The organism is Dysgonomonas sp. 521 (genome assembly GCF_010501055.1).
GTDB lineage: Bacteria > Bacteroidota > Bacteroidia > Bacteroidales > Dysgonomonadaceae > Dysgonomonas.
Map to the genome: position 1 here is coordinate 6,345 of NZ_QVMO01000045.1, position 22,941 is coordinate 29,285.

Consider the following 22,941-nt stretch of genomic DNA (forward strand, 5'->3'; position numbering starts at 1 on the left):
GTCGCCGAGGGACGAAGCACTAGCCTTTTGCCTTCTTTTGGGCAATGCCAAAAGAAGGGGCAAGCCCGGGAGGGCGCGGCAGTAGGGAGTCGCGACTAATGTATTTAGCCTAGGATAGCCTTTATGTAAAAAATAAAAGAACACATAATTTAAACAAAACGAAATACTGATTCGCATTATTTATATTTTACAACTAAAGGTTGTCTTAAACCTTCTGAAAAATTCCGGATATATTTCTCAAAATCGGCTAATGCAGGGAAACCAAACTGAGACCAGCCATAGCCTGTGTAATATGTTACAGGAATATTTGGCTGTTGCACTGTAATAGCCAGAACATGAGAGTGTGTATCTTTCTTCTTTGATACCGGGTTCAATACTTCATAAGACTCAACCTTACTTTCGTCGATACCGTTAGGGAATACAAGCCCCAGATAGATGCCTGATACCTTTTCGGTCTTAGGCTCGGCATATACAACATATCCTTTTTCCAATGAAGTAATGATCGAATCGCCTGTTTCACGCTTAACAATACCTGCCGCTACATTCATCGGCGCTTTGATAGTATATGCCTGAACGACTTTGGACAACTGCGAACCTGCATCCAGAGAGATTGTACGGCTTTCGGCTACAGATTGCCCGTTTACATCCAGATTCTTATAAGTCAATTTGAATGTCGTACGTAAAGGCCCGTTATCAAGCAGTTCTTCCGATGTGAAATTTTCGTTTAGCCACAACTTATTGTCTACATAAGGAGCCATAGCGCCTGCACCGAGGGTACGCCCTACTTTGTAGTCGTCAAGCCCTTCTCCATGATCGTCATGATAAGAAGCCACACCCGCCAGATCATCCTTGTACCACTTGTCAATGATAAGGTTATTCGTACGTTTGAACCATGCGTCTATCCCATTGCTAGGCCCGTCTGTCTCTTTCAGAGCCGGTCCGTAGATACGGAATGCGACACAGTCGTTTTCCCAGGCAAAGTCATCTTTACGCTCGGTGATAAAACGCCCGAAGGTTTTAGGTTCAAAACTTTGCGCTTCTCCGGTGGTGATTATAAATGATTTTGATTCATTTGCTTTTAGTTGAGGCCGGAAAACGATTTTGCGGTCGTAAGTTACCTGCGAAGGGATCACTTCTCCCTCTGCCGTCTGCACGACATAGACCGAACTGTCAGAAACAGTGACCTTTCCTTTAACACTATCGATAGGTATTTCTACAAGTTCCATCATGCGGTCAAAGCCTGCCGGATTTTCTATCGTTACCTTAAAGTCTTTCTCTGCGCATGAGAATAAGAAAACAGCAGCAATGATTATGGAATATATTTTTTTCATCTTTATTTAGTTACAGGTTGGCACATTATCAACGTAATTTATCAGCAGTGAAAGTGTCCATATCATCATAATCAAGGTTCTCGCCACACATAGCCCAGATAAACGTGTAATTGCTTGTACCGGCGGCAGAGTGTATAGACCACGATGGCGAAATTACCGCCTGTTCATTTCCCATAAAGATATGACGGGTTTCCTGCGGCTGTCCCATAAAGTGGCATACAGCCTGTCCGGCAGGAATTTTGAAATAGAAGTACGCTTCCATACGGCGCGAATGCGTATGTGGCGGCATGGTATTCCATACGCTGCCTTCTTTCAGTTCGGTCATACCCATCTGTAGCTGGCAGCAAGGGACTATTTCGCTCAGGATAAGCTGATTGAGCAAACGCTCGTTAGATGTTGCCGGAGCGCCCAGATCGCGGGTGCGGCGCATCTCAGCAGTAATCTGAGTTGTCGGATATTCTTTATGTGCCGGAGATGACGCGAAATAATATTTAGCAGGATTGAAAGCATTATTACTTTTAAAGATAACTTCCTTGCTTCCACGCCCTACATAGATTGCGTCTTTGAATCCCATTACATAGTCTTTGCCATCTACTGAGACAACACCTTCTCCTTCGATACAGATAATACCCAGCTCGCGTCTTTCGCAGAAATACTCAGAACGGATAAGGTCTACAGTCTCAAGTTTCAGCGCCTCTTTTACAGGCAGAGCGCCACCTATTATCAGGCGGTCGTTGTGGGTATAAGTCATCAGCACACTGTCTGCTTCGAAAAGCCTCTTCACCAGAAACTCCTTGCGCAGTTGTGCCGTGTCATACTTTTTCACATCATCGGGGTGTGTTCCCCAACGTTCTTCGATAATTGTTTTCATTGTTTTTATATTTAATATTGATCTTTAAAGCCACAATACATGACAATAATTTGACTATTATCTAACCCTTCCGACCCCACCCCGGCCCTCCCCAAAAGGAGAGGGAGAAGCGAGGGAAGAGTGCCTGACGGACGAAACGGTATCTGCCCTCGCTTTGCGACTCTCCCCTCGCAGAAGGGGAGTGCCCATAGGGCGAGGGGTTGGAGAATAATCTTTCTTTTTGTCATCTACTAAAATTTAAAACTTAAAGAATTCCTTCGCATTGTAATAAGATACATTTTCTACCAGTTTGCCTAGGAATGGCAACTCTGAAGCCGGAAGCAAACCTTGCTCTACATCTGTTCCTATCAGGTTACATAATATGCGGCGGAAATATTCGTGGCGAGGATATGACAAGAAACTGCGCGAGTCTGTCAGCATACCTACAAAACGACTTAATAATCCCAGATTCGACAATGAATTCATCTGCGCTTCCATACCTGTTTTCTGGTCAAGGAACCACCATCCCGAACCGAATTGGATCTTTCCGGCGACAGAACCATCCTGAAAGTTTCCTATCATGGTAGCTATCATATCATTATCGCGAGGATTCAGGTTGTATATTATTGTTTTAGCCAGTTTATTATCAGTATCGAGCCTGTCGAAAAATTTAGACATTGCCTTCGCCACAGTGAAGTCGCCGATAGAATCAAAGCCTGTATCAGGGCCTAATTGTTTAAACAGGCGGGTATTATTATTGCGGATAGCGCCGTAATGGAATTGCTGTGTCCAGCCTTTTTCCCAGTCCATTATCGCACCTTCAACCAGCATTGCCGATTTAAACTTGATAATCTCATCCTGAGTAAGCTCCTTGCCACCATACACTTTATTGAAAATAGCATCAATCTCACTTTGTGTATAATCTTCGGCATAAAACTCTTCGATGCCGTGGTCTGACAGTTTACAGCCTACGCTGGCAAAGAAATCGTGACGCTTGCGAAGCGCAGTTATCAGATCCGCATAATTGCTAATTGGCACATTTGATACTTCCGACAATTTCTCTACATAAGCCCTGAAAACATCCGGAACTTCTACAGCCATCGCCTTATCGGGACGCCATGTAGGAAGTACTTTTACTGAAAAACCTTCATGCTTGAGCGCAATATGATACTCCAGCGAATCTATGGGATCGTCTGTGGTACATACTGCTTCTACATTGTAATGTTTCATTAGCCCCCTTGCCGAGAACTCTGGTGTGCGCAGTTTGGCTGTACATTCGTCAAATATCTCTTTTGCTGTTTCAGGCTTTAGTAACTTAGTGACACCAAAAGCTGTCTTCAACTCAAGGTGTGTCCAGTGATAGAGCGGGTTGCGCATTGTATAAGGCACTGTTTCAGCCCATTTCTCAAACTTCTCCCAATCGCTGGTATCTTTTCCTGCACAGAATCTTTCATCAACGCCATTTGTACGCATTGCACGCCACTTGTAGTGGTCGCCACCCAGCCATATTTCACCCAGATTGTCGAACTGATGATCTTCTGCAATCATCTTCGGGTCAAGATGGCAGTGATAATCAATAATCGGCAATGACTTGGCATGTTCGTGATATAATTGTTGTGCTGTTTCGTTTTGCAATACAAAATTGTCGTCCAGAAAGTTTTTCATGATTGTATGTATTTTAATATTATTCCTATTCAAAAATAGTTTGTCAAGCTTTATTGCGCGTGTGTGCGCACACAAACACTATGCAAATATACTTATTTTCAATTACCAAACAATATGTGTGCGCACACATATATTAAACAGTGCCATATATTCAGCTGACAATCAAAACTTTAAATGAAATAGAAAACTAAAAAAATGTTTTAAAACATTCAGATTACATTTTTTTCATTTTCAGCACCTTATCCAGAAAACCCACGGTATAGTTTACAGTAATCCCAAACCAGGGATGGAACAGCCAAAATGGATGAGGTGTGTCATCTATTGTATGTACTTCTGTATGAATATTATATGTTGATAATTTTCGAATAGCTTCGTCCCGTCCGCCATGAAAACGAGGGATGGAACTATTGATAAAGCAAACAGGGGCAGAATATTCTGTGATATGATTCACAGGCGATGCTTCTTCCCATTTATTTTTATCCTCTTCGTATGTCGCTCCCAGCCATTTTATGGATGCCGGGATTTTATTTTTACTCAAAGACTCGCGTGCTGCATTCAGTTCGTCCGTTGAGAAATCGGAGATGCCATCGATATTGATTACAGCATGCACGTTGCTCTGATATTTCGCATATTCTCCGTTGCCTTCATATGCAGGTTGAGAATTTGTCATTCCTATCAGCATTGCCAGATGCCCGCCGGAGGAACAACCGGATATCGCAATCTTCGTTGTGTCGATTCCATATTCCTCTGCATTTGCCCTCACCCACCGCACAGCTGTTTTCAGGTCGTGGACGGCAGCCGGATATAAAACTTCCGGCGACAGCCTGTATTCTACAGGGATAGCTACATATCCTTTGGATGCAATCTGCTGTGCCATCGGCATTTGCATAGACAGACTGCCCGAAGTCCATCCTCCACCGTGTACCATCAGCAGGGCAGGATACCTGCATTCGTCATCAGGCCTGTATATATGGAGGCTGAGGTTGCGGTTGGGCGAAGGATTTGAATACGGTATATGCTCTATCGCTTTTACATTCTCAGGTAGTTGAGGTTGAGCGATCTCAATGTAGGGACGTTTCTTAAGTTCTTTGGTATAGGCACTATATACAGTGAAAGATGTATCCCTAGCGATGCCATCTATCTCTACATTCTGTGCCATTGCAGTATGGCTACAGAGAATGAAAAACAGTATATGTAATTTTAGTTTCAAAATAAAAATAATTTATGAGGATCAAGAGGCAATAGCCTACTAAAACCGTTTATTATATTCTACAAGATACTGCGCAGAATCTTCGTCTATCTTCACTTCGTTGCGATAGCCATCTGATTCTTTGCCTTACTTTTGCCCAATGCGGCAAAAGTAAGCAAAAACGCATTGCGCCCCGCTTCGCCGTACGACCCACCAACGGTTTGTCGGCTGAATGAAGTGATGGCTGATTCATCTTCCTGATGATTGGGATATTTTGATTAAAAGCGAACCCACTTCATTCTACGCCGTCTGCACCGGGTGGGTGCCCAGTACGCTCAGCTAATGGCGCTGGCTGCCGCCCAACAAGAGTAATGGAAAAACCTCTGCCTTGTTATCGCATTGCGTCTCCGTGCATTAGTTCCGCAGGCGGGGTACCCACCCGGTGAAGCTGGCGTAGAAAGGGACGGGGCGGAGCCCATAGGTTCCTTTCAGCCGGCAAGCCGTTGGTGGGTCGCCGAGGAACGGAGCACTAGCCTTTTGCTTCCTTTTGGGCAATGCCAAAAGGAAGGGCAAGCCCGGGAGGGCGCGGCAGTATGAGCTAAGGATAAAATATTTAAATTAAGATAGTTTTATACATAATATCAATAAACATATTAAGTAATCAATAATAATTAATGCAACATTTTCTTTGTCATTGACTACACTTCGTTCCGTCGAACGCTGTTTCTGAGGCACGAAGGATCTCGTTCCTCAAAGGAGGAAAGAGACAAGAGATGCTTCCTGTCGTCAGCATGACAGGAACGAAAATTATGTTGCAATAAATACTTTCCATTACTTAATTAAAACTGATTGGCATAATTTAATTATGAGGGGAGACAGAAGGTATGCGCCTGTCTCCGTTCTCATAATCAAATCTAAAAACAATCTAAAATATTATTCAGTTACCCTGAACCAATCTATTTCGATACGCCCACCGTCATTTTTCTGAATGGGACGTGTACAAAATGTTCCTATTTTCGCTCCAATCCACTTGCCTTCTTTGGCCTTGAAGCTTTTACCCAGATTTGTATATTTCTTACCATCAATGCTGTAACTAAATGCGCATGTAGTATCTGCCGAGACTTTTACCCGCAGGTAAATTGTCGCGTCTTTTAGAGTTACAGACTCGTTTGTTATTTCTTTATTTCCCTTTTCGGCATCTATACATTCATTCTGCGAGAGTATAAACCCTTTTTCAGAGCTTTCGAAGGATAGCAAACCGTAATCGATTCCCATCACCAATAACCCGGTGCGCTCTCCATAAAAGCGAGGGTCGGGTATGAAAGTCAGTTTCATAGTTGCTGTAAATCCCGGTGCGGGAGTTTTTTGCAGTAACAGATTGGGTATATCCCACAGGCTCTTATAATCGTCAGCAACAGGTACGGAGTACAAGCTCAGGCAACCCTTTTCCTGATTGGTAAAATACCACCACGACTGCGGGTTAGCATGCCATTGCCATTGTAGTCCCAGGCTGTTTGTCGAAAACTCATCGCTTTCAGCTGGTGTGGCTATAGGGTAAGTTTTGCCTACGTTTGGCTTTTTATATGTAAGCACCGGATTGCCGCAACCGTCATTATCTTTATCCTCACCGATAACAGGCCAGTCATTTTTCCAAATCATTGGTTGCAGGTGGACAAGGCGTCCGAATGCTCCCACGTCCTGAAAGTGGAGGAACCAGTCCTCGCCAGACTGTGTGTCTACCCATGCTCCCTGATGAGGGCCATTGACGGAAGTATTGCCCTGTTCCATCACGATTTTACGTTCGTAAGGGCCGAATACATCTTTCGAGCGCATGGCTAGTTGCCAGCCTGTTGCCACACCTCCAGCAGGAGCAAAGATGTAATAATAGCCGTTTCGTTTATAGAATTTAGGCCCTTCGATAGTAGGGTCTATATCGTACCCGTCATAAATAATTCTGGACTCACCCACTGCTTTTTTTCCATCCGGTGTGAGGCGGGTAACAGCCAGCAGGCTCTTGATTCCGGCGCGGCTGCCTGCATAGGCATGAGCCAAGTAGACCTGTCCGTCATCGTCAAACAGGGGGCATGCATCTATCAATCCCTTCCCTTCTTTTACCAAAGTAAGTGGTTCCCATTCTCCGGCAGGGTCTTTTGCTTTCGTCATAAAGATACCCAAGTCGGGGTCGCCATAGTAAATATAAAATTCTCCTTTGTGATAGCGAATTGACGGTGCCCAAACGCCTCCGCCATGCACCACCTTAGAGAAGACGGAATCGGGTGTCAGTTTATCTATGGCATGACCTATTATCGTCCAGTTTACCAAATCTTTGGAGTGCAGGATAGGAAGCCCCGGTATGCAGTTGAAACTGGATGCTGTCATATAATAATCGTCGCCTACCCTACAAGCGTCAGGGTCGGAATAATCAGCATAAAGCACAGGATTTTTATACATCCCGTTACCGAGGTCGGAGACCCAAGCTTTGGAAATATGGTTTTGTGCATTTATACCTGATGGTATAAAGCAGCATACCAGTATTATTTTTATCAGCAGTTTCATTCTTTGATTTCCCCTGTTAGTTCTGTAATGTTTTGTTCTTTAAGACCTTCGAGGAATAGCGAAGCCATCAGCAGGGCGCCTCTCTCGTTAAAGTGCGTATTGTCTATTTTGCCTTCGGGGAAATTGAGATTTTCTCCGGGTTTCAGGTGCAGGAACAACGATTTGGATTTTTCGTCTCCCAGCCTAGTTAGTACTTCTTTGCTTTTCTCGTACATATCAATCATCGGTATCCCCTCAGATATGGCTACATTGCGCGCCAAATCGAGATACTCGCCGTGAGAGTCTTGAAACGTACCATTTTGGTCGAACCGGCGTCTTGCCACGGATGTGCAAATGATAGGTTTCGCGCCTTTCGCTTTCGCTTCCTGTACAAACATGGTAAAGTTGCGGACATATTCTTCGGGAGTTGTATAGCGGTCTACTTTCTCTTTCGAAGCATCGTTGTGCCCGAACTGGATAACCAGATAGTCGCCACTCTGCAAGCCGTCAATCACCTGTTGCCACAAGCCTTCTCCGATAAATGTACGCGAACTCCGTCCGTTTTTCGCATAATTCTTTACCTGAACATTTTCGGTAAGGAAGGCCGGAAGAAGTTGCCCCCAGCCTTTTTCAGGGAAGGGCTCGAAGATAGAGTCACCTGATATGTTATCATTTACGACTTTAAATATCAGTTTATTTGCCATCGTGGAATCGCCCATCATAAAGATGCGTTTTTGAGCAAATAAAGAAGTGCTTATTATAAGCAAAAAACAGAGGATGTTTCTTTTATTTATCATGGTCGTTATCTTAATTTTTTGAACACAGAGTTGCACGGAGTACATTATTCCTTATTCTTCAATCTTTTGAACCGTTACATTATCAAAATAGTTATTTCCCCAGATAATATTGCTGCCTGATGCTTTACAGAAAATATCTGCCTTTGCAATCTGGAAACAATTATTTATCAGTATATTATCGGAGTTATTAAACTCCACGACAGCCTGATTTACCAAAGGTGCTTTTGACCTTACATCGTCCAGTACAATACCCTTGCAACCAGTGAAAGCAAAAGAGGCTCCCTTTGCTACTGCAAAGTCCACATTGTGAAACCGGATATTCGTCCCGGTTTTTGCCGTGAAACCTTCGGTAGCGACCATGTTGACATTCGAAAAAGAAATCCGGTCGATTGGCATTTCTTCTATACCTGTGATATATCCTATTTTGCGGATATTGCTGCCTGTGATATTGCTCAGGTGAATGTTGCGGAATACCGGGGTACGCTCCGAAACCGGCTCGGATTTCGATTCTTTGTCATAGAACAGGTCGAATATAAAAGCGTTCTTTTGAATATTGTTCATCACAATATTGTCTACGCGGATTTCTTCTACAATACCCCCGCGCCCTCTCGACGATTTGAGGCGTATACCCGCATCCGTACCGTCAAACACACAGTTAGATATGGTTACTTTCTTCACTCCGCCCGACATTTCGCTGCCAATAACGACACCTCCGTGGCCGGCAAGCATGATGCAGTTTGTTATCGTTATATTTTCACAAGGTTTGCCGTAATCGCGTCCTGCGGCATCGCGCCCCGATTTGATTGTGATGCAGTCGTCGCCTACACTGATAAAACAGTCTGATATGCGCACATTGCGGCACGAAGACGGGTTTATACCATCGGTGTTGTGTCCTTTCGGATTGGCAGACGGATTGTTTATCGTAACGCCGTGTATCACCACATCATTGCACCCGATAGGGTTGATTGTCCAGAAAGGGGAATTTACAATCGTAATGCCTTCGATCAAAACATTGCTACACTCCAGAAACTGTATAAAAGGAGGGCGGAAGAACTTACGTTCCAGCGTTTTTTCATAATAAGGGTATACTTCGACATCCTTATTTGCGTCCAGCCATTTTTGCTGAAGAGTGTTAGTTGATGATGTTTTTCCATTGTCTTTTATTTCCTGAATAATTCTTCGTGATTCGCTCCACCATTTGAAACCCTGACCGTCGATTTTGCCACGTCCTTTGATAGCAATGTTTTCTGCATCTACGGCATAAAACAGTGGCGAAAGGCTGTTCATGAAAACACCTTCCCAACGCACTTTAACGAAGGGCAGGTAATCTTCGAAATCGTCGGAGAACAGGAGAGTGGCTCCTGATTCTATTTCTATCGTGATATTGCTCTTGAGGTGTATGGCAGCAGTCAGATATTTGCCGGTGGGAAAATAAATAACGCCTCCCCCCTCAGCCGCAGCTTTGTTTATTGTATTGTTTATCAGCTCTGTGCATTTTTCTTTCCCTGTATTATCTGCACCTAGTTCGAGCATATTGTGGATGCGTGCCTGCATTTGCATACACAGGCCGAAAAGAGATAGGGATATCAGAAAAAGTTTTTTCATGACAGGCAGGATTTTTTAACTCTTTGAATTTTAAAATATCATTTTACTAATGGGTTCCAATTGTCGCAGCCACTCAGAACATTTGTGATAGTATATTCTTTTGCTTCTTCTGCGGTGAGTATTTTTGCCCATTTTACGCGCTGGTTTGTAACAGCACCTTCTCCACGATTATTGTACTCCATATAGCGGGCTGTTTTTTCATTTTCTTCGCTGCTCCAGTTGTCCCAACCTACAGGATTTATTCCCTTTGGCAAAGCACAGTTCATAAAGAGCGTCATAGCATAAGCACGCCACGGACGCCCCAAGTACATGGCATCTACACCTTCGGCGAGAGTGATATTGCAGTTGTTGAAAATGTAGCCGTATTTGATATGTTGCGGGGTATTAGCCGCAGTGATGTACGAATTCTTTTTGCAATGAATGGTACAGCCTTCGAACCATGTGGTAGCAGGACCGAAGATGAAATCGGTTGTCCCTTCGATATAGCAGTTTTCGAAATATTGGCGGGCTCCATCCCTGCCTGCATAAAGCGTATCCTGATGCCCCAACAGGCGGCAGTTGCGAAGGATTACGCGGTCGCCTTCGATATGCAGGGCAACAGCCTGTCCGAGCGGTTCGGAGGAGTTTTCTATAGTGAGGTTTTCCAATGTTATATCGTTGCCACTCAACAGGAATGTATAGGTTTTGAAGGTGCCCATCTTGTTGATATTGGCGTGGTCGTCATGGTTGATAATTGTTTTGTCCCTGTCTTCTCCGATAAAGTGGATGTTTGTTACATGAGGTGGTAATATTAGTTTCTCTTTATAAACTCCGCTTTTTATACGAATGGTAATCCTGCCCCGCGGGTCGGCAGTGCGTACAGAATTGATGGCTTCCTGTATATTGCGGAAATCGCCAGTGCCGTTGCGATCTACAATGATTTCGGTTTTACCCTGTGCAGATATACCCAATGTGAAAAAGAGAAGATAAACAAAGATGATATGTTTCATGGTTCAAGATTATTATTTTTGTGATATGCAGGTATATATAAGATTTATTTAACCACGGAGTAAAAGGAGTAACACGGAGTTTTCCCCTTAATCCAAAAACCAAATTATTTTTTTAATTGACCAGATTATTCAGATATACTTCAAGATAAGTATAGCCCTCTTCGTTCAGGTCATCTGCTGATTTCCCCGGATAATGTTCTTCCAGCCATCCGTCAGGAATACCATCTCTGTCGGAATCAGCGGGTACACATTCGAGGGTATAAGTATATGTCTCCCACCCGCCTACATCCTTTTGTGAGTCTATCATACCCGGCTTTGTGCCTGCATCGTGGGATGCCCTGATGGGAGTTAACCCGTTTTCTACTTCATTGATGACGCGAGCATCCGTTTTATCACGTTTGTAGCTGGCTCCTGCATATTTCAGTACTTTCAGGTATGCTGTTTCGGCTTCGTCAGTCCTTACAAAAGGTACATCGAAAGGAACAGGGGATATCAGGCTGAGACGGTTTTTTGATTCCGGACTTGGTTGCAATCCGAGCAGGTTGTTTCTCGTAACCTTCTTGTTGCCATGAATATAGTTTCCACTCAGATAAAAAGCACCCCATACGCCTGCTGCCTGTTTGTTTGCTCCTTCGTCGGCATTGGGAGAGAATATGCGGCTACGATTGGAGGAAGCAGGAGAGGGTTTATAGTAGTTGTTGACAAAATTATACCTGCCCCCTTCTCCTCCATAACCACTGTTGCTTCCCCAATTGTATATTACATTGTTCCTGAAATCTACCAGTTCCAGTTCGGGCTGGTTACTATAGCGGCTACCACACATGCGCGGATTGCGGCTGTCGTGATGAGCCAGCAGGTTGTGATGGTACGAGGCTTTCTTTCCACCCCAGATAGCACCGTAGCCGTGAGTGCCTTTTTTGTGTACTGATGCACGCAGGCTCTCGGAGATGATACACCATTGCATCGTAAAATTCTCGTTGTCGTAGAACGAAGCGCATTCATCGGTGCTCCAGCTCATCGAACAATGGTCTATGATAATATCTTTGTTGCGGTAACCACACAAAGCGTCATCCTCTACGCCATACAAGTCTCCCATACGGAAACGCATATAACGGATAATGACATTGTCGCCTTCTACCCTTACCGGGAAGTTGGCAATGCAAATGCCGTCTCCTGGAGCGCTTTGCCCTGCTATGGTTGTGCTGTCGTTTACTATTAGTTTTGACTTTAAATGTATTATACCTGCAACTTTAAAGAGGATTGTTTTTGCCCCTTCTCGTTTCAGACACCAGCGAAGTGTTCCTTCGCGGGTTTTCTTATTGCCCATTATTGTGTCTTCAAGTGAGTTCACATAGTAAACCTTACCACCTCGTCCTCCAGTAGTGTACTTGCCGCCGCCTTCTGCTCCCGGAAATGCGGGAGTCTGAGCCAAAGCGTGCAGAATATAGAATATGAAGGAAAAGAACAATAATAGTTTTTTCATAATTTAGTTACAAGTTTGCCTCGCCTTCGCTTCGGCGAATGTTATTTCTTCGCCCTACGGGCAGTTACGAGTTACAAGTTGATTAGCGAATTAGTAAATTCTATCTGTCGAGCATAATACTCAGCATGATGAATGGTCCTACAGCTTTCGGGTCGTTATCACGAACGGGCTCGTTTATATAGTATTCGTAGCTTCCGTCGCGATAGTTCTTTTCTCCACCCAAGCCTGCAACCGCACAGCCATCGGTAAGGGAGATCGTCCCATCTTCGTTTTTTTTAATAAAGCGTTTGATAAACTGGTCATAAGCAGACTTTCCCTTTTCCAGATAGCTTTCATCCAGATATCCTTTCTGGCTACCTTTCACCCAGGAATATATAAACATGGCTGATGCACTGGACTCTATGTAGTTTCCTTCGCGTCCCATCTGGTCGGTCACCTGATACCACATTCCGGTATCGGCATCCCTGTATTTTTCTACAGCAGCACAGAGGTCTGTAAACAGGGTTATTATTTCCGCACGGTTCGGATGGTTTTCCGGGAGGAAGTCAAGGACATCTATCATTGCCATCATATACCAGCCAATGCTTCTCGACCAGAAGTTAGGCGACAATCCGGTAACAGGGTCGGCCCAACGCTGCTGACGACTTTCGTCCCAGCCGTGATAGTATAGGCCTGTTTTGGCATCGTACAGGTATTTTTTTACATCCAGAATCTGAACGGCAACATCATCGAATAGTTCCGGCTCGTTGAATGTTTTGGCATACTGTGCCAGATATGGGCCTGCCATATAGAGACCATCGAGCCACACCTGATGCGGATAAATCTTTTTGTGCCAGAAGCTTCCGTCCTTAGTGCGCGGGTGAGTGCGCATCTGGTCACGCATGAGGTCAAGGGCTTTTTTGAAGCGTTCTTGCTTGGTGAGTGCATACATCGGGAAAAGCATTTTGCCCGAATTAACACGGTCGATATTATATTCTAATGGTTTGTAGGTTTTTATCTGTCCGTCCTCTTCTACCATCAGGTCGGCAAAACCATATACATAGTCGTAATACTTCTGGTCGAATGTTTTTTGCCAGGTTTGGAAAATAGCTTGCAATTCCAGTCCGTGGCAATAGTTCCATTTTGGCGCTTTGGAGAAATCGAGCATCCAACCTTCGGGATTACGCTTCATCTCAGAATCGGACATCTGGATGTAATATTTTACCCCGTCACCCGCAAATAAGGAAGAAGACAGAGACAATAATATTATCAGTAATTTTATCTTCATAATCTAACCTTTCTTTATTTCATATTGTGAACTAATTCATTTGCTATAGACTCAGGCAACTGAATATTTTTATTTTTACCGCTTATTTTTACTGCTTCTTTCAACGATGCAGGGTATTCAAATCCCGCCAGCGTAAAGTCTTCTATATTTTTCAATATAAGCGCCGGGCCTTCTTTTGGTATTATCTTTATATTATTAAACTTTATATCTTTCGATTCTACAATCTCAGCGCCTATCCGGGATGTGATGGTCACATTCTCCACATTTATATTCGATATATTCATTTCGGGCAGTCCGTTGAAGAACATTGCCCTGCGTGCATTGCGCGAAGTCAGGTTCTTTACATATATATTCCTGAATGCGGGTGTGGTTTCATCTACAACAGAAACTACCGTATCCACAGGCGTTACGTCTCCGTCTTCCAATGATTCGGAAGCCGACTTGCCTCCATAATACAGGTCGAACAGGAACGATTCGGTAGCGATGTCGAACATATTGATATCCCTAATATAGATATTTTCTACGATACCACCGCGTCCCCGGCGGCTTTTGAAGCGAAGGCCTACATCTGTGCCGAGAAACTGGCAATTGGAAACGGAAATATTCCTTACGCTTCCCGACATCTCGCTGCCTACTACAAAGCCTCCGTGTCCCTGAAATACTTTACAGTTGTCGATCAGCACGTTTTCGGTGGGGCGGTTGCGGCGGCGTCCGTCTTCGTCTTTACCCGACTTGATGCAGATAGCATCGTCGCCGACATCGAATATACTATTTACGATAATAGAGTTTACGCAAGATTCGAGGTCTACACCGTCTCCGTTTTGGGCATAGCCGGGATTGCGTACATATATATTGTCTATAATAACATTTTCACACATTAACGGGTGAATATTCCAACTCGGCGAATTTTCGAACAGTACGCCTTCGAGCAGCACATTCTTACATTCGATAAAGCTAACCATCACCGGACGCAGGAAGTCTTTTATTTCCATCCATTCGGCTTCGGTAAGGTTTTTGCGTGGAACATTCATATCACTTATTTCAAGTCCCTTGAGAGAGCCTGCCGAAGGGAACCAGTAGTTATCATCTTTAACTACTCCTCCCGAACGGGTAACGTTCTTCCAATGACTATCTGTTACTTTCGATTTTTTGAGTGGGCGCCATGCATGCCCCGAGCCATTTATAGAACCTTCTCCCGTAATGGCTATATTTTCCAGATTGCGTCCGGATATGGGAGACTGGCAACGACGTGTATCCAGACCTTCGAATACGGTATTCACCAGCGGATACAGGTCAAAATTGGCAGAGAATAATATCAGTGCGCCTTTTTCGAGGTGCAGGTTTATATTTGATTTGAAAACGATAGGGCCTGTGTACCAGATACCACCAGGTACGATAAGCGTTCCACCCCCCTTCTGAGACAATGCTTCCATAGCGGAGGCAAAAGCTTCGGAGTTGAGCGTTATGCCATCGGGCACACCGCCATAATCGGCAATTGACACTTGATTATCCGGGAAAACCGGACGTTGTACATGAGGCATCTGAAATGGCAAATCATTATACAGGCATTTGTATTTATATTCACTTTTTTGTGCACATCCTGATTGTGCGAAACACACAAGAAAGGATAGTATAAAAAACTGAATTATTCTGTTTTGTTTCATTGAGTTATATAATTTACAGGCTTGTCATTTTTAATGTGATGCCTAGCACAGAGCAAACAATCACTCTGAGAGATAATTAATTAAGAAGTTTCTCTAAGTAAAAAAGACTGTTACAGGATCAGGAATTAATCCTGTAACAGTGCTTATCTAAATATTATTGGAGCCAGCGAGGGTCACCTGCTGATAATGTTAGATTTCCTACAGTGAAATCTCCGTTTGCTGGGTCTTTGAACTGAGGGTCAACTGTAGTATAACTACCTGTGTCATTTTGAGCACCAACTACTGTACTTGCTGTATAATTAGGCGCGTTAAAATAATTGTTCTGAGACCTTTCTTTTATTGTCGTCGCATTTTGATTCGTATAATGTCCTTGAGATTCAGCAATAATATTTTTATTAAAGCTTATTTCATGGTTTGCTAAACGGATATACAATATACGGCGGCTACTACCATCACATACTTTATAGAACGTATTGTTTTCGATGGTAATAATACTTGTTATATCAGGGAAATTAGTTGATCCACCTGCATCCATTCGGAATAAATCACGGGCTAGCGCACTGTTGTAAACCGTATTGTTTTGGAATGTAAATGTTTCTGCTAATCCGCTACGGAAGTCAATAAAGTCGCCTCCATTACACTCAATATCATGGTACAGACAGTTTGTGATGGTCACAGACTTTATCTTAGTTGCCTTGCTAACATAAAGCGTACCTTTGAGATAATTCATAATTTCACAACCTGTGATAGACAGAGCGCCAAACTCACCCTCAGCATAAACGATAGCCTGGTCGCCTGACGATCCTGTTCCGTCCAGAATGAGATCTTTTAGGGCAAGTGCTGCTCCATCAGCAGGACGGATAACTGTTGTTAACAAAATTGGCTTATCTGTTGAACTGGCAGCCTCAATAGCAATAGACTTGGTAATGTTAAGCGTAGCTACAGTATGTGTACCAGGCATCAGCAAGAATACTCCTCCTTCTTTTGCTTCCGAAATCATAGACGCTATATCGTCATCTGGATAGACAAACAAAGTACCTTCAGTAAGTGTTTTTATATCAAGCAAACCAATCCTCTGAGCACCATCATATAACACTACTGTATATTCGGTAGAAGGAGTGAGTCCTGATACTTTGGCTATACCTGCCGAAATTTCTGCAGATGTTACAGCTTGTTCTATTGCTTTTCCCGAAGCTGGGGTTACCAGTATTTTCGTAGCATTTTTCCCCGGTTTCCATCTGAGTGTGAACACTTCAGTTGTTATATCTCCGATTTCTATTGGTAAAAGAACACTATTGATATCTGTAGTAAACGATACTTCGCTCCACTTAGAATCAGGTATGTCCGATCCAACCGCCTGAATACGACCCCAGTATTTTGTGTCTCCTATAAGACCATCAATTGTGCTTGGACTTGCGGTTACACTCGCTGATTTCACTGGAGTACCTTCATATGAAGCATTGTCATATACTTCAATATTATAGCTCTCGGCTTTCGGAACCGTATTCCATATAAACCTGACGCCTGTTTTATTAACAATTGACGCTTTCAACTCTGTAGGAGAAAACAGCCGGTCATAATCGATGCTCGTAATTTCATCATCGGGATCGGAACAACCAGTAAAGATCATTGCTAAAGATAATCCCAATACATATATAATATTTTTCAACTTATTCATGATTCGTTTTAATTAATGATGATAATTAATCATTTGTTAGTGTTCCGTTACTACTGTCAATAAAGGTTTGCCAGATAGGCCAATACTGATTCTCATTCGGATTTTCCTGATACAGGGCGTTGATTAACTTCTCAGTCAGTTTAGTTGCATCTACCCATTTACCGCTTGAGTAATTTTCAGCATCTACAAGCTTTTGGCCTTCTGCATCGGTTTCACCGTGGTTCAATCCGTAAATAATAAGCGATTCATTATCAGTACCTGTTTTATAATACAATTTTTCAGGAAGGTCGGCGTAAGCGCCCTGACGGTTAGCCAGCTGGGTCATCTTCGTTTTAGCCTCGTCCAGTTTTTCTTTTAGTAGGTTCCAACGAATCAGGTCGGCTTTACGCAAACTTTCGCCGGCAAATTCAAAGGCACGCTGATCGACAATAGCATTGAAGAATGCAGCCTTACTCGCTGTAGCCTTAGACATATAAGTATCTACTTTAGCTGCTGGAAGAGCGCGAGTAAGAATAGGTTTCAGATATTGTGCCGCACCAGACGGTCCTTCAAGTTCGTTGATCGCTTCGGCTGCCATCAGATATACATCGGCGAGACGCATATATTGCCAGTTTATACCATCATCATTCGTTGAGGTTACCATACGATCCATCCATTCGTAACGCAGTTTTCCAAAGCACCATGAATCGATAGAACGAAGTTGTTGCTTACTCTGGCTCTCTTTCGACCACTCGTAAGGAACACAGGTAATATCGCGGCGTACATCGTCTACATCATAGTCGTAGAAGAAATACGGCAACGGGCCGTTAGCACCACCTTTGGCTTGCTTGGTATATTGGTCGGCAGCTAAGTGTTGAACTCCGAGTGTGAATAACACACGTCCGCGGCCATCAGAGAAAGGTATTTCCCAAATTGATTCGCCACCGGCAGTAACAATGTCTCTACATAGATTCTTGAAATTAGTTTCGAATGCTCCTAACTGGTTCGAACCCTTATTGATAATGTCAACACATTCGTCCCTTGCAATCGTATACATGGCTGTCCGGTTCAGTTCAGAATCGTTGCTCAAACGTACTCCGTCGGCACGCTGGCTGTATCCGCCTGCATATAAGGCAACACGAGCTCTCAGCGCTTTTATGAAAGTCTTGTTTACACGTTCCACTGATGTGGTTTGAGAAGACTCGTTAGGCCATGCAACCAGTGATTCAGCTTCTTTCAGGTCGGCTAGAAGTTGCTTGTAAATCACATCCCGGTCGGCTTTTGGCACATATACAGTTTCTGTTGTGATTGGTTCGAAACGGGCAGGAACATCGCCCCATCCCTTTACCAGATCGAGATAGATAACGGCTCTGAGCGTTAGGGCTTCACCTAACAGATGCGCCATATTGGGGTCAGTTTCCACATTGCCATAGGTGCGTAGTCCTACGATACACATATTGGCGCGCTCGATACCTTCGTAAAACTTAGCCCATGCATTGTTTTCTGTATTCATCTCCGAATTTGTAGGAGTAGCAGCGTATGCAACAAGCTGTTTTTTAGCCTCGCTCTGAGATTCTATTTTATTCATCCACTCTATATCCGAATTAATCCCATAATATGGGAGAAAGCGTCCGCGGTAAGAGTTGGTTTCGCCAAAAGACTGGTGTATTCCCATCACTGCTTTTTCTGCTAATCCATAAATGGAAAAAACAGATTCTTGTTCAGCCGATGATTTTGGATCCGATTCGAGATCGCAAGCAGCCATTACTCCTATCAGAGATAAAGCTAACAAAGACTTATATATAAACTTTTTCATTATGTATTCCTTTTTTAGAAATTAGAAATTTAGATTAAGACCAACAACAAACTGGCGGCTTTTTGGATATGCCGAGTAGTCTACACCAGGTGTAAGGTTTGTTCTGCGCATAGTGGACACCTCTGGGTCGTAGCCTGAGTAGCCTGTTATACAGAACAGGTTATAGCCTGTAACATAGAAACGAACGTTCTGTAGTTTTGCCTTAGAAGTTAATGAGCCCGGCAGAGTATAGCCTAAGGTCAGTGTATTCAGGCGAAGGAAAGATCCGTCTTCCACAGCCCAATCGCTGAATATCATTTTACCTGTATAAGGAGACCACATCGTAGTATTGGCATTCATGGCTGCAAGTTCGGCCGCATCGTTCGATATTGTACCATCGGCGCGGAGGTTTGTCCAGCGTTTGCCTGATGCCATTTCGGAAGTCATATTACGGTATTGGTATTTACCTGTCTGGGTAAATTCTATCTTATTTGCATTATAGATGTCGTTCCCGTAGCTCCAGTTGAAATTGGCCGACAGGTCGAAGCCGTATAAGCGTCCATTGATAGTGAAACCTCCGGTATGCAGAGGGTTTGCATCACCTATTATTTCGCGGTCGTCGGCTGTAATTTTTCCATCACCGTTCAGGTCTTTCAGCTTCATTGTTCCCGGACGAACTTTTCCTACTTCAGATGAGTAAGATTCGCCATTGATCAGCCAGCCTTTTGCTTCGTCATAACCATCAAAATCACTTACTTCATACCTGCCATCGGCACGGTATCCATATATTTTTCCTACCGAACCACCTTTACTAACCCAAAAGTCATTTCCGATTTCTGAGGACGCCCAATAGGTATATGATCCGAAGTCGTTCATTATACCAAGCGATTTGATTGTATTCTTATTGAATCCAATGTTGGCGCTGAAAGTCAATCCATAATCTTTTTTGTCGATAGCTACTACATTGATGGTTGCTTCTATTCCTTTATTCTGGGTTTTACCCATATTGCGGTATTGATAATCGTAACCTGTACCGGAAACAGGGAATTCAATCAGCAGGTCTTTTGTTGTATTGAGGTATGCTTCTACAGTACCACTCAATTTTCCACCTAAGAAAGTAAAGTCTAAACCGACATTGCGGGTAACAGTAGTTTCCCATTTCAGATCAGGGTTAGCCATATATTTGGATGGCGCCCAGTAGTTGCCAAAGCCATTGATCCACGAGGTAGAGCTGGATGCATATGTTTGAGCGATTTGCCCCGATGGTATATTGTTATTACCGGCAGTACCATAGCTGAGGCGTAATTTCAGGTCTTCGAGCCAGCCTTTGGTTCCGGCCATGAATGGCTCGGAAGACACACGCCATGCCAAAGCCGCAGAAGGGAAATATCCCCATTTGTTACCTTCTCCGAATTTGGAAGATCCATCGGCGCGGAATGTGGCGCTGAACAGGTATTTACTTTGATAGTCATAATTAACACGTCCGAAGTAAGATAATAGTTTGTCATCCGGCTGGTAATAATTATTCACAGAGAATGGAGTTCCTTCTGTTGAGTACTTCCATGCATCTTCTGCTGTAAATGATGTAGGGAAGCCATGTACAATATTGGTTTGTGTATTCACTTTTGTGATAATATATTCGTGGCCTGCCATCACTGCCAGATGATGATCTTTACCCAATAGCTTTTTGAAGTCATAATTCACCGTATTAGTACTACGGAACGATTGGCGAGACGTATTTGCCAGCTGTATAGCCGGTTTCCCCTGGTTGGCAGAGGTTGGCACATTCTTAATGTAATAAGTGGTCAATCCCCAATAGCGGTTATCGTTGTTACGGTAATCGTCCAGTCCTAGTTCAGCTTTAACTCTGAAATTATCAAAAATTTCCCAACCCACGCTACCAGTCATATTCAGCGACTTACGTTGGCGTTTGCGCGCATTATCAGTTGTTGAGGTCAATGGATGGTAAAGGTTACCCAGGTCGTCATCCGAACTACCTGCATCGGAGGTCAGGTTGGATAACGGTATAGGCGTATATATTACCGAGTATTTCAAGCGCTTGTCGGTATCGTATGTACTGCTGGTGTTATTAGTACCATCACCATTGATATCTGTATCGGAATAACGGATAGAGTAGTCGATAGATACATTTTTCACCGGATTTGTATTCAGTTTCAGGCTGAAGTTGTCACGCTTAAAGCTTGAACCCACCATGATCGCTTTGTCATTCATATGAGAATAGCTGAAAGCATAGCGTATTTTTTCGCTACCGCCTGTAATGCTCAGATTGTGGTTGAATGTATGTCCTGTGCGTCCAAAAGTAATATCCTGCCAGTCGTTAGCTGCAACATTGTCATATAGATCCATATCCTGATAATTTCCAAAATAGTCTGTATATGAAGACATATCGCTACTCTTAATCAATCCGGCCAATTCATATTGCCACGAAGCATAATCTTTTGGAGAAAGGACATCCAGCGTTTTTGTATTCTTTTTCCAGCTATAATAAGCGTTATAAGATACACTCAATTTTCCTTCCTTACCCGATTTTGTAGTAATCAATATTACCCCGTTTGCTCCACGCGAACCGTAGATAGCAGTTGAAGAGGCATCTTTCAGTACATCGATAGATTCAATGTCGGTAGGAGCTATATCGCTTATAGATTCCATCGGGAATCCGTCTACTATAAACAAAGGAGTATTGTCTCCTGTGATAGAACCACCGCCACGTACGCGTATTTTCATTTCGGCATCGGGTGAGCCTTCTGTAGTAGTAATCTGAACCCCCGCCAGTTTACCGGTAATAGCCTCGGCTACGTTAGAAACCGGAACGGCCTGAACAACATCTCCTTTTATAGAAGAAACCGATCCTGTGAGGTCTTTCCTTTTCATTGTACCGTAACCGATAACGACCACCTCTTCCAGTTCGGAGGCTAAGTCTTCCATTACGAAGTCGAGTACATTACCTGTGATTGTTTTTTCACTTGGTTTCATTCCTACGAAAGTAGCAGTCAGTGTTTTGACATCATTACCTACCGAAAGGGTGTAAGTACCATCGATATCCGTCATGGTAGCTTTTGTGGTACCTTTTACGGCGATAGTAACGCCAATCAGTGGTTCTCCCTGAGAATCAGTCACTGTACCTCTTATTTCTCTTTGCTGAGCATAAACATTCTGCCCACATAATAAAAACAACGAGATACAAATAAGGGACAAAATCTTTTTGATTGTCTTTTGCATGGTTGTAGATTTAAATATTAAATTATATGTGTTTGTGAATCCAGTATTAAACATCTTAAATAAATTAAGAATTTTCATCGTTATTAGATTACGGCTGCAATTTATGCACGATTTACCGAACTAAGGGATGTTAAAATAATTTTTAGAGGGGGTCAAATTGACTTAAGAATAGATTCTGTAATATTTTCGGAGGGTATGTTATATGTTCAGAAACTGTTTAAATTTTATTCGTTCAAATTTTCAGTAGTGCCTGTTTGGTAGATAATTAGTATTTTTGGGAACGAGAATAAAATCTATATAATGACAAAGGAAGAAGCAGAAAAGAAAATAAAAATGAATAAAGGAATGTATGCTTTTGCGAAAGGTAATGACATATTCGTTGTTGTATGTAAGAACAAGTGCCCGGATGAATGGCAGGCGTTGAGTGGCTTAGATGGTTGGGAAGTTGAATCCGACGATATGTTTTACATTATGGGAACAGATGCACGAGGTGAACTAGAAGAAACTCTATCGGAAAAATTATTGGTATTCAAGTCAAATGAAACAACTTATTTTAAATGTCCTATTTCTGATGACGTTTTAAACATTTTAGTATCGACAAGTGGAGAAGAAGGATTTATGTTAATTCAATCTGAATTGTTGCTTGATGAAAATCAAATTTATCAAAAGTTTACAGAGGGGGAAATTGAAGGGCTAATCTGTTGCTTTTATACAGATGAGAAAAAAAGAGAAATATTTAACCTTGACGAAAAGGGAAATATTTTAGAATTAAAATAAATTTTAGTTCTGTCCTCGCTACTTAAAACGTTCTTTTATTATTTGCATAAAGGCTATCTTCATTTAACTATTTTATCATTAGCTTCCTGCTGTCGTC

15 protein-coding genes are annotated in these 22,941 nt (G+C 43.0%); 1 reads left to right on the plus strand and 14 read right to left on the minus strand.

From position 1 onward, the window contains the following. Positions 1 to 176: 176 nt before the first annotated feature. The 14 genes from D0T84_RS13205 to D0T84_RS13270 all read right to left on the minus strand — a co-directional run bounded on the left by D0T84_RS13205 (position 177) and on the right by D0T84_RS13270 (position 22,067). A complete protein-coding gene (locus D0T84_RS13205; protein WP_163308331.1) occupies positions 177 to 1,331 on the minus strand; it encodes a DUF4861 family protein in 1,155 nt (384 codons plus the stop codon). Positions 1,332 to 1,359: 28 nt separating this feature from the next. Beyond that, the gene (gene kduI, locus D0T84_RS13210) at positions 1,360 to 2,202 is read right to left on the minus strand and encodes a 5-dehydro-4-deoxy-D-glucuronate isomerase (protein ID WP_163308332.1); all 843 of its coding nucleotides are present in this window, start codon (positions 2,200 to 2,202) and stop codon (positions 1,360 to 1,362) included. Positions 2,203 to 2,439: 237 nt separating this feature from the next. Beyond that, a complete protein-coding gene (gene uxaC / locus D0T84_RS13215; protein ID WP_163308333.1) occupies positions 2,440 to 3,846 on the minus strand; it encodes a glucuronate isomerase in 1,407 nt (468 codons plus the stop codon). 214 nt (positions 3,847 to 4,060) lie between these two features. Further along, positions 4,061 to 5,056 (minus strand): alpha/beta hydrolase, encoded by a 996-nt coding sequence (locus tag D0T84_RS13220; RefSeq protein ID WP_255495362.1) that lies wholly within the window; start codon positions 5,054 to 5,056, stop codon positions 4,061 to 4,063. 912 nt (positions 5,057 to 5,968) lie between these two features. Beyond that, positions 5,969 to 7,591, minus strand: a complete 1,623-nt coding sequence (locus tag D0T84_RS13225) for a glycoside hydrolase 43 family protein (RefSeq protein WP_163308334.1) — start codon at positions 7,589 to 7,591, stop codon at positions 5,969 to 5,971. After that, positions 7,588 to 8,292, minus strand: coding sequence for a rhamnogalacturonan acetylesterase (locus tag D0T84_RS13230; RefSeq protein ID WP_163308335.1), 705 nt, complete (start codon positions 8,290 to 8,292; stop codon positions 7,588 to 7,590). Before D0T84_RS13230 ends, D0T84_RS13225 begins: the two co-directional genes overlap by 4 nt. Positions 8,293 to 8,418: 126 nt before the next feature. Beyond that, on the minus strand, positions 8,419 to 9,972 hold the full coding sequence (locus D0T84_RS13235; protein ID WP_163308336.1) for a glycoside hydrolase family 28 protein: 1,554 nt from the start codon (positions 9,970 to 9,972) through the stop codon (positions 8,419 to 8,421). A gap of 38 nt (positions 9,973 to 10,010) precedes the next feature. Beyond that, a complete protein-coding gene (locus tag D0T84_RS13240; RefSeq protein WP_163308337.1) occupies positions 10,011 to 10,961 on the minus strand; it encodes a pectinesterase family protein in 951 nt (316 codons plus the stop codon). A gap of 112 nt (positions 10,962 to 11,073) precedes the next feature. Then, positions 11,074 to 12,444, minus strand: coding sequence for a polysaccharide lyase family 1 protein (locus D0T84_RS13245; RefSeq protein ID WP_163308338.1), 1,371 nt, complete (start codon positions 12,442 to 12,444; stop codon positions 11,074 to 11,076). Between the two features lie 100 nt (positions 12,445 to 12,544). After that, entirely contained in the window at positions 12,545 to 13,711 is a 1,167-nt protein-coding gene (locus D0T84_RS13250) for a glycoside hydrolase family 105 protein (RefSeq protein ID WP_163308339.1), read from the minus strand. A 14-nt stretch (positions 13,712 to 13,725) separates the two neighbouring features. After that, entirely contained in the window at positions 13,726 to 15,375 is a 1,650-nt protein-coding gene (locus tag D0T84_RS13255; RefSeq protein ID WP_163308340.1) for a glycoside hydrolase family 28 protein, read from the minus strand. Positions 15,376 to 15,529: 154 nt separating this feature from the next. Then, positions 15,530 to 17,053, minus strand: coding sequence for a DUF4957 domain-containing protein (locus D0T84_RS13260; RefSeq protein ID WP_163308341.1), 1,524 nt, complete (start codon positions 17,051 to 17,053; stop codon positions 15,530 to 15,532). 25 nt (positions 17,054 to 17,078) lie between these two features. Beyond that, positions 17,079 to 18,848 (minus strand): RagB/SusD family nutrient uptake outer membrane protein, encoded by a 1,770-nt coding sequence (locus D0T84_RS13265; RefSeq protein WP_163308342.1) that lies wholly within the window; start codon positions 18,846 to 18,848, stop codon positions 17,079 to 17,081. A gap of 21 nt (positions 18,849 to 18,869) precedes the next feature. Beyond that, positions 18,870 to 22,067, minus strand: coding sequence for a TonB-dependent receptor (locus D0T84_RS13270; RefSeq protein WP_163308343.1), 3,198 nt, complete (start codon positions 22,065 to 22,067; stop codon positions 18,870 to 18,872). Between the two features lie 300 nt (positions 22,068 to 22,367). On the opposite strand from D0T84_RS13270, the gene D0T84_RS13275 reads away from it, so the two are divergent. Continuing rightward, a complete protein-coding gene (locus tag D0T84_RS13275) occupies positions 22,368 to 22,844 on the plus strand; it encodes a hypothetical protein (RefSeq protein WP_163308344.1) in 477 nt (158 codons plus the stop codon). Positions 22,845 to 22,941: the final 97 nt, after the last annotated feature.

Bases quoted from the DNA above. Each gene is read 5' to 3' on its own strand.
- D0T84_RS13205 (WP_163308331.1), bottom strand. From the start codon at position 1,331: ATGAAAAAAATATATTCCATAATCATTGCTGCTGTTTTCTTATTCTCA.
- D0T84_RS13235 (WP_163308336.1), bottom strand. From the start codon at position 9,972: ATGAAAAAACTTTTTCTGATATCCCTATCTCTTTTCGGCCTGTGTATG.
- D0T84_RS13260 (WP_163308341.1), bottom strand. From the start codon at position 17,053: ATGAATAAGTTGAAAAATATTATATATGTATTGGGATTATCTTTAGCA.
- D0T84_RS13245 (WP_163308338.1), bottom strand. From the start codon at position 12,444: ATGAAAAAACTATTATTGTTCTTTTCCTTCATATTCTATATTCTGCAC.
- D0T84_RS13255 (WP_163308340.1), bottom strand. From the start codon at position 15,375: ATGAAACAAAACAGAATAATTCAGTTTTTTATACTATCCTTTCTTGTG.
- D0T84_RS13230 (WP_163308335.1), bottom strand. From the start codon at position 8,292: ATGATGGGCGATTCCACGATGGCAAATAAACTGATATTTAAAGTCGTA.
- uxaC (WP_163308333.1), bottom strand. From the start codon at position 3,846: ATGAAAAACTTTCTGGACGACAATTTTGTATTGCAAAACGAAACAGCA.
- D0T84_RS13250 (WP_163308339.1), bottom strand. From the start codon at position 13,711: ATGAAGATAAAATTACTGATAATATTATTGTCTCTGTCTTCTTCCTTA.
- D0T84_RS13275 (WP_163308344.1), top strand. From the start codon at position 22,368: ATGACAAAGGAAGAAGCAGAAAAGAAAATAAAAATGAATAAAGGAATG.
- kduI (WP_163308332.1), bottom strand. From the start codon at position 2,202: ATGAAAACAATTATCGAAGAACGTTGGGGAACACACCCCGATGATGTG.
- D0T84_RS13225 (WP_163308334.1), bottom strand. From the start codon at position 7,591: ATGAAACTGCTGATAAAAATAATACTGGTATGCTGCTTTATACCATCA.
- D0T84_RS13270 (WP_163308343.1), bottom strand. From the start codon at position 22,067: ATGCAAAAGACAATCAAAAAGATTTTGTCCCTTATTTGTATCTCGTTG.
- D0T84_RS13265 (WP_163308342.1), bottom strand. From the start codon at position 18,848: ATGAAAAAGTTTATATATAAGTCTTTGTTAGCTTTATCTCTGATAGGA.
- D0T84_RS13240 (WP_163308337.1), bottom strand. From the start codon at position 10,961: ATGAAACATATCATCTTTGTTTATCTTCTCTTTTTCACATTGGGTATA.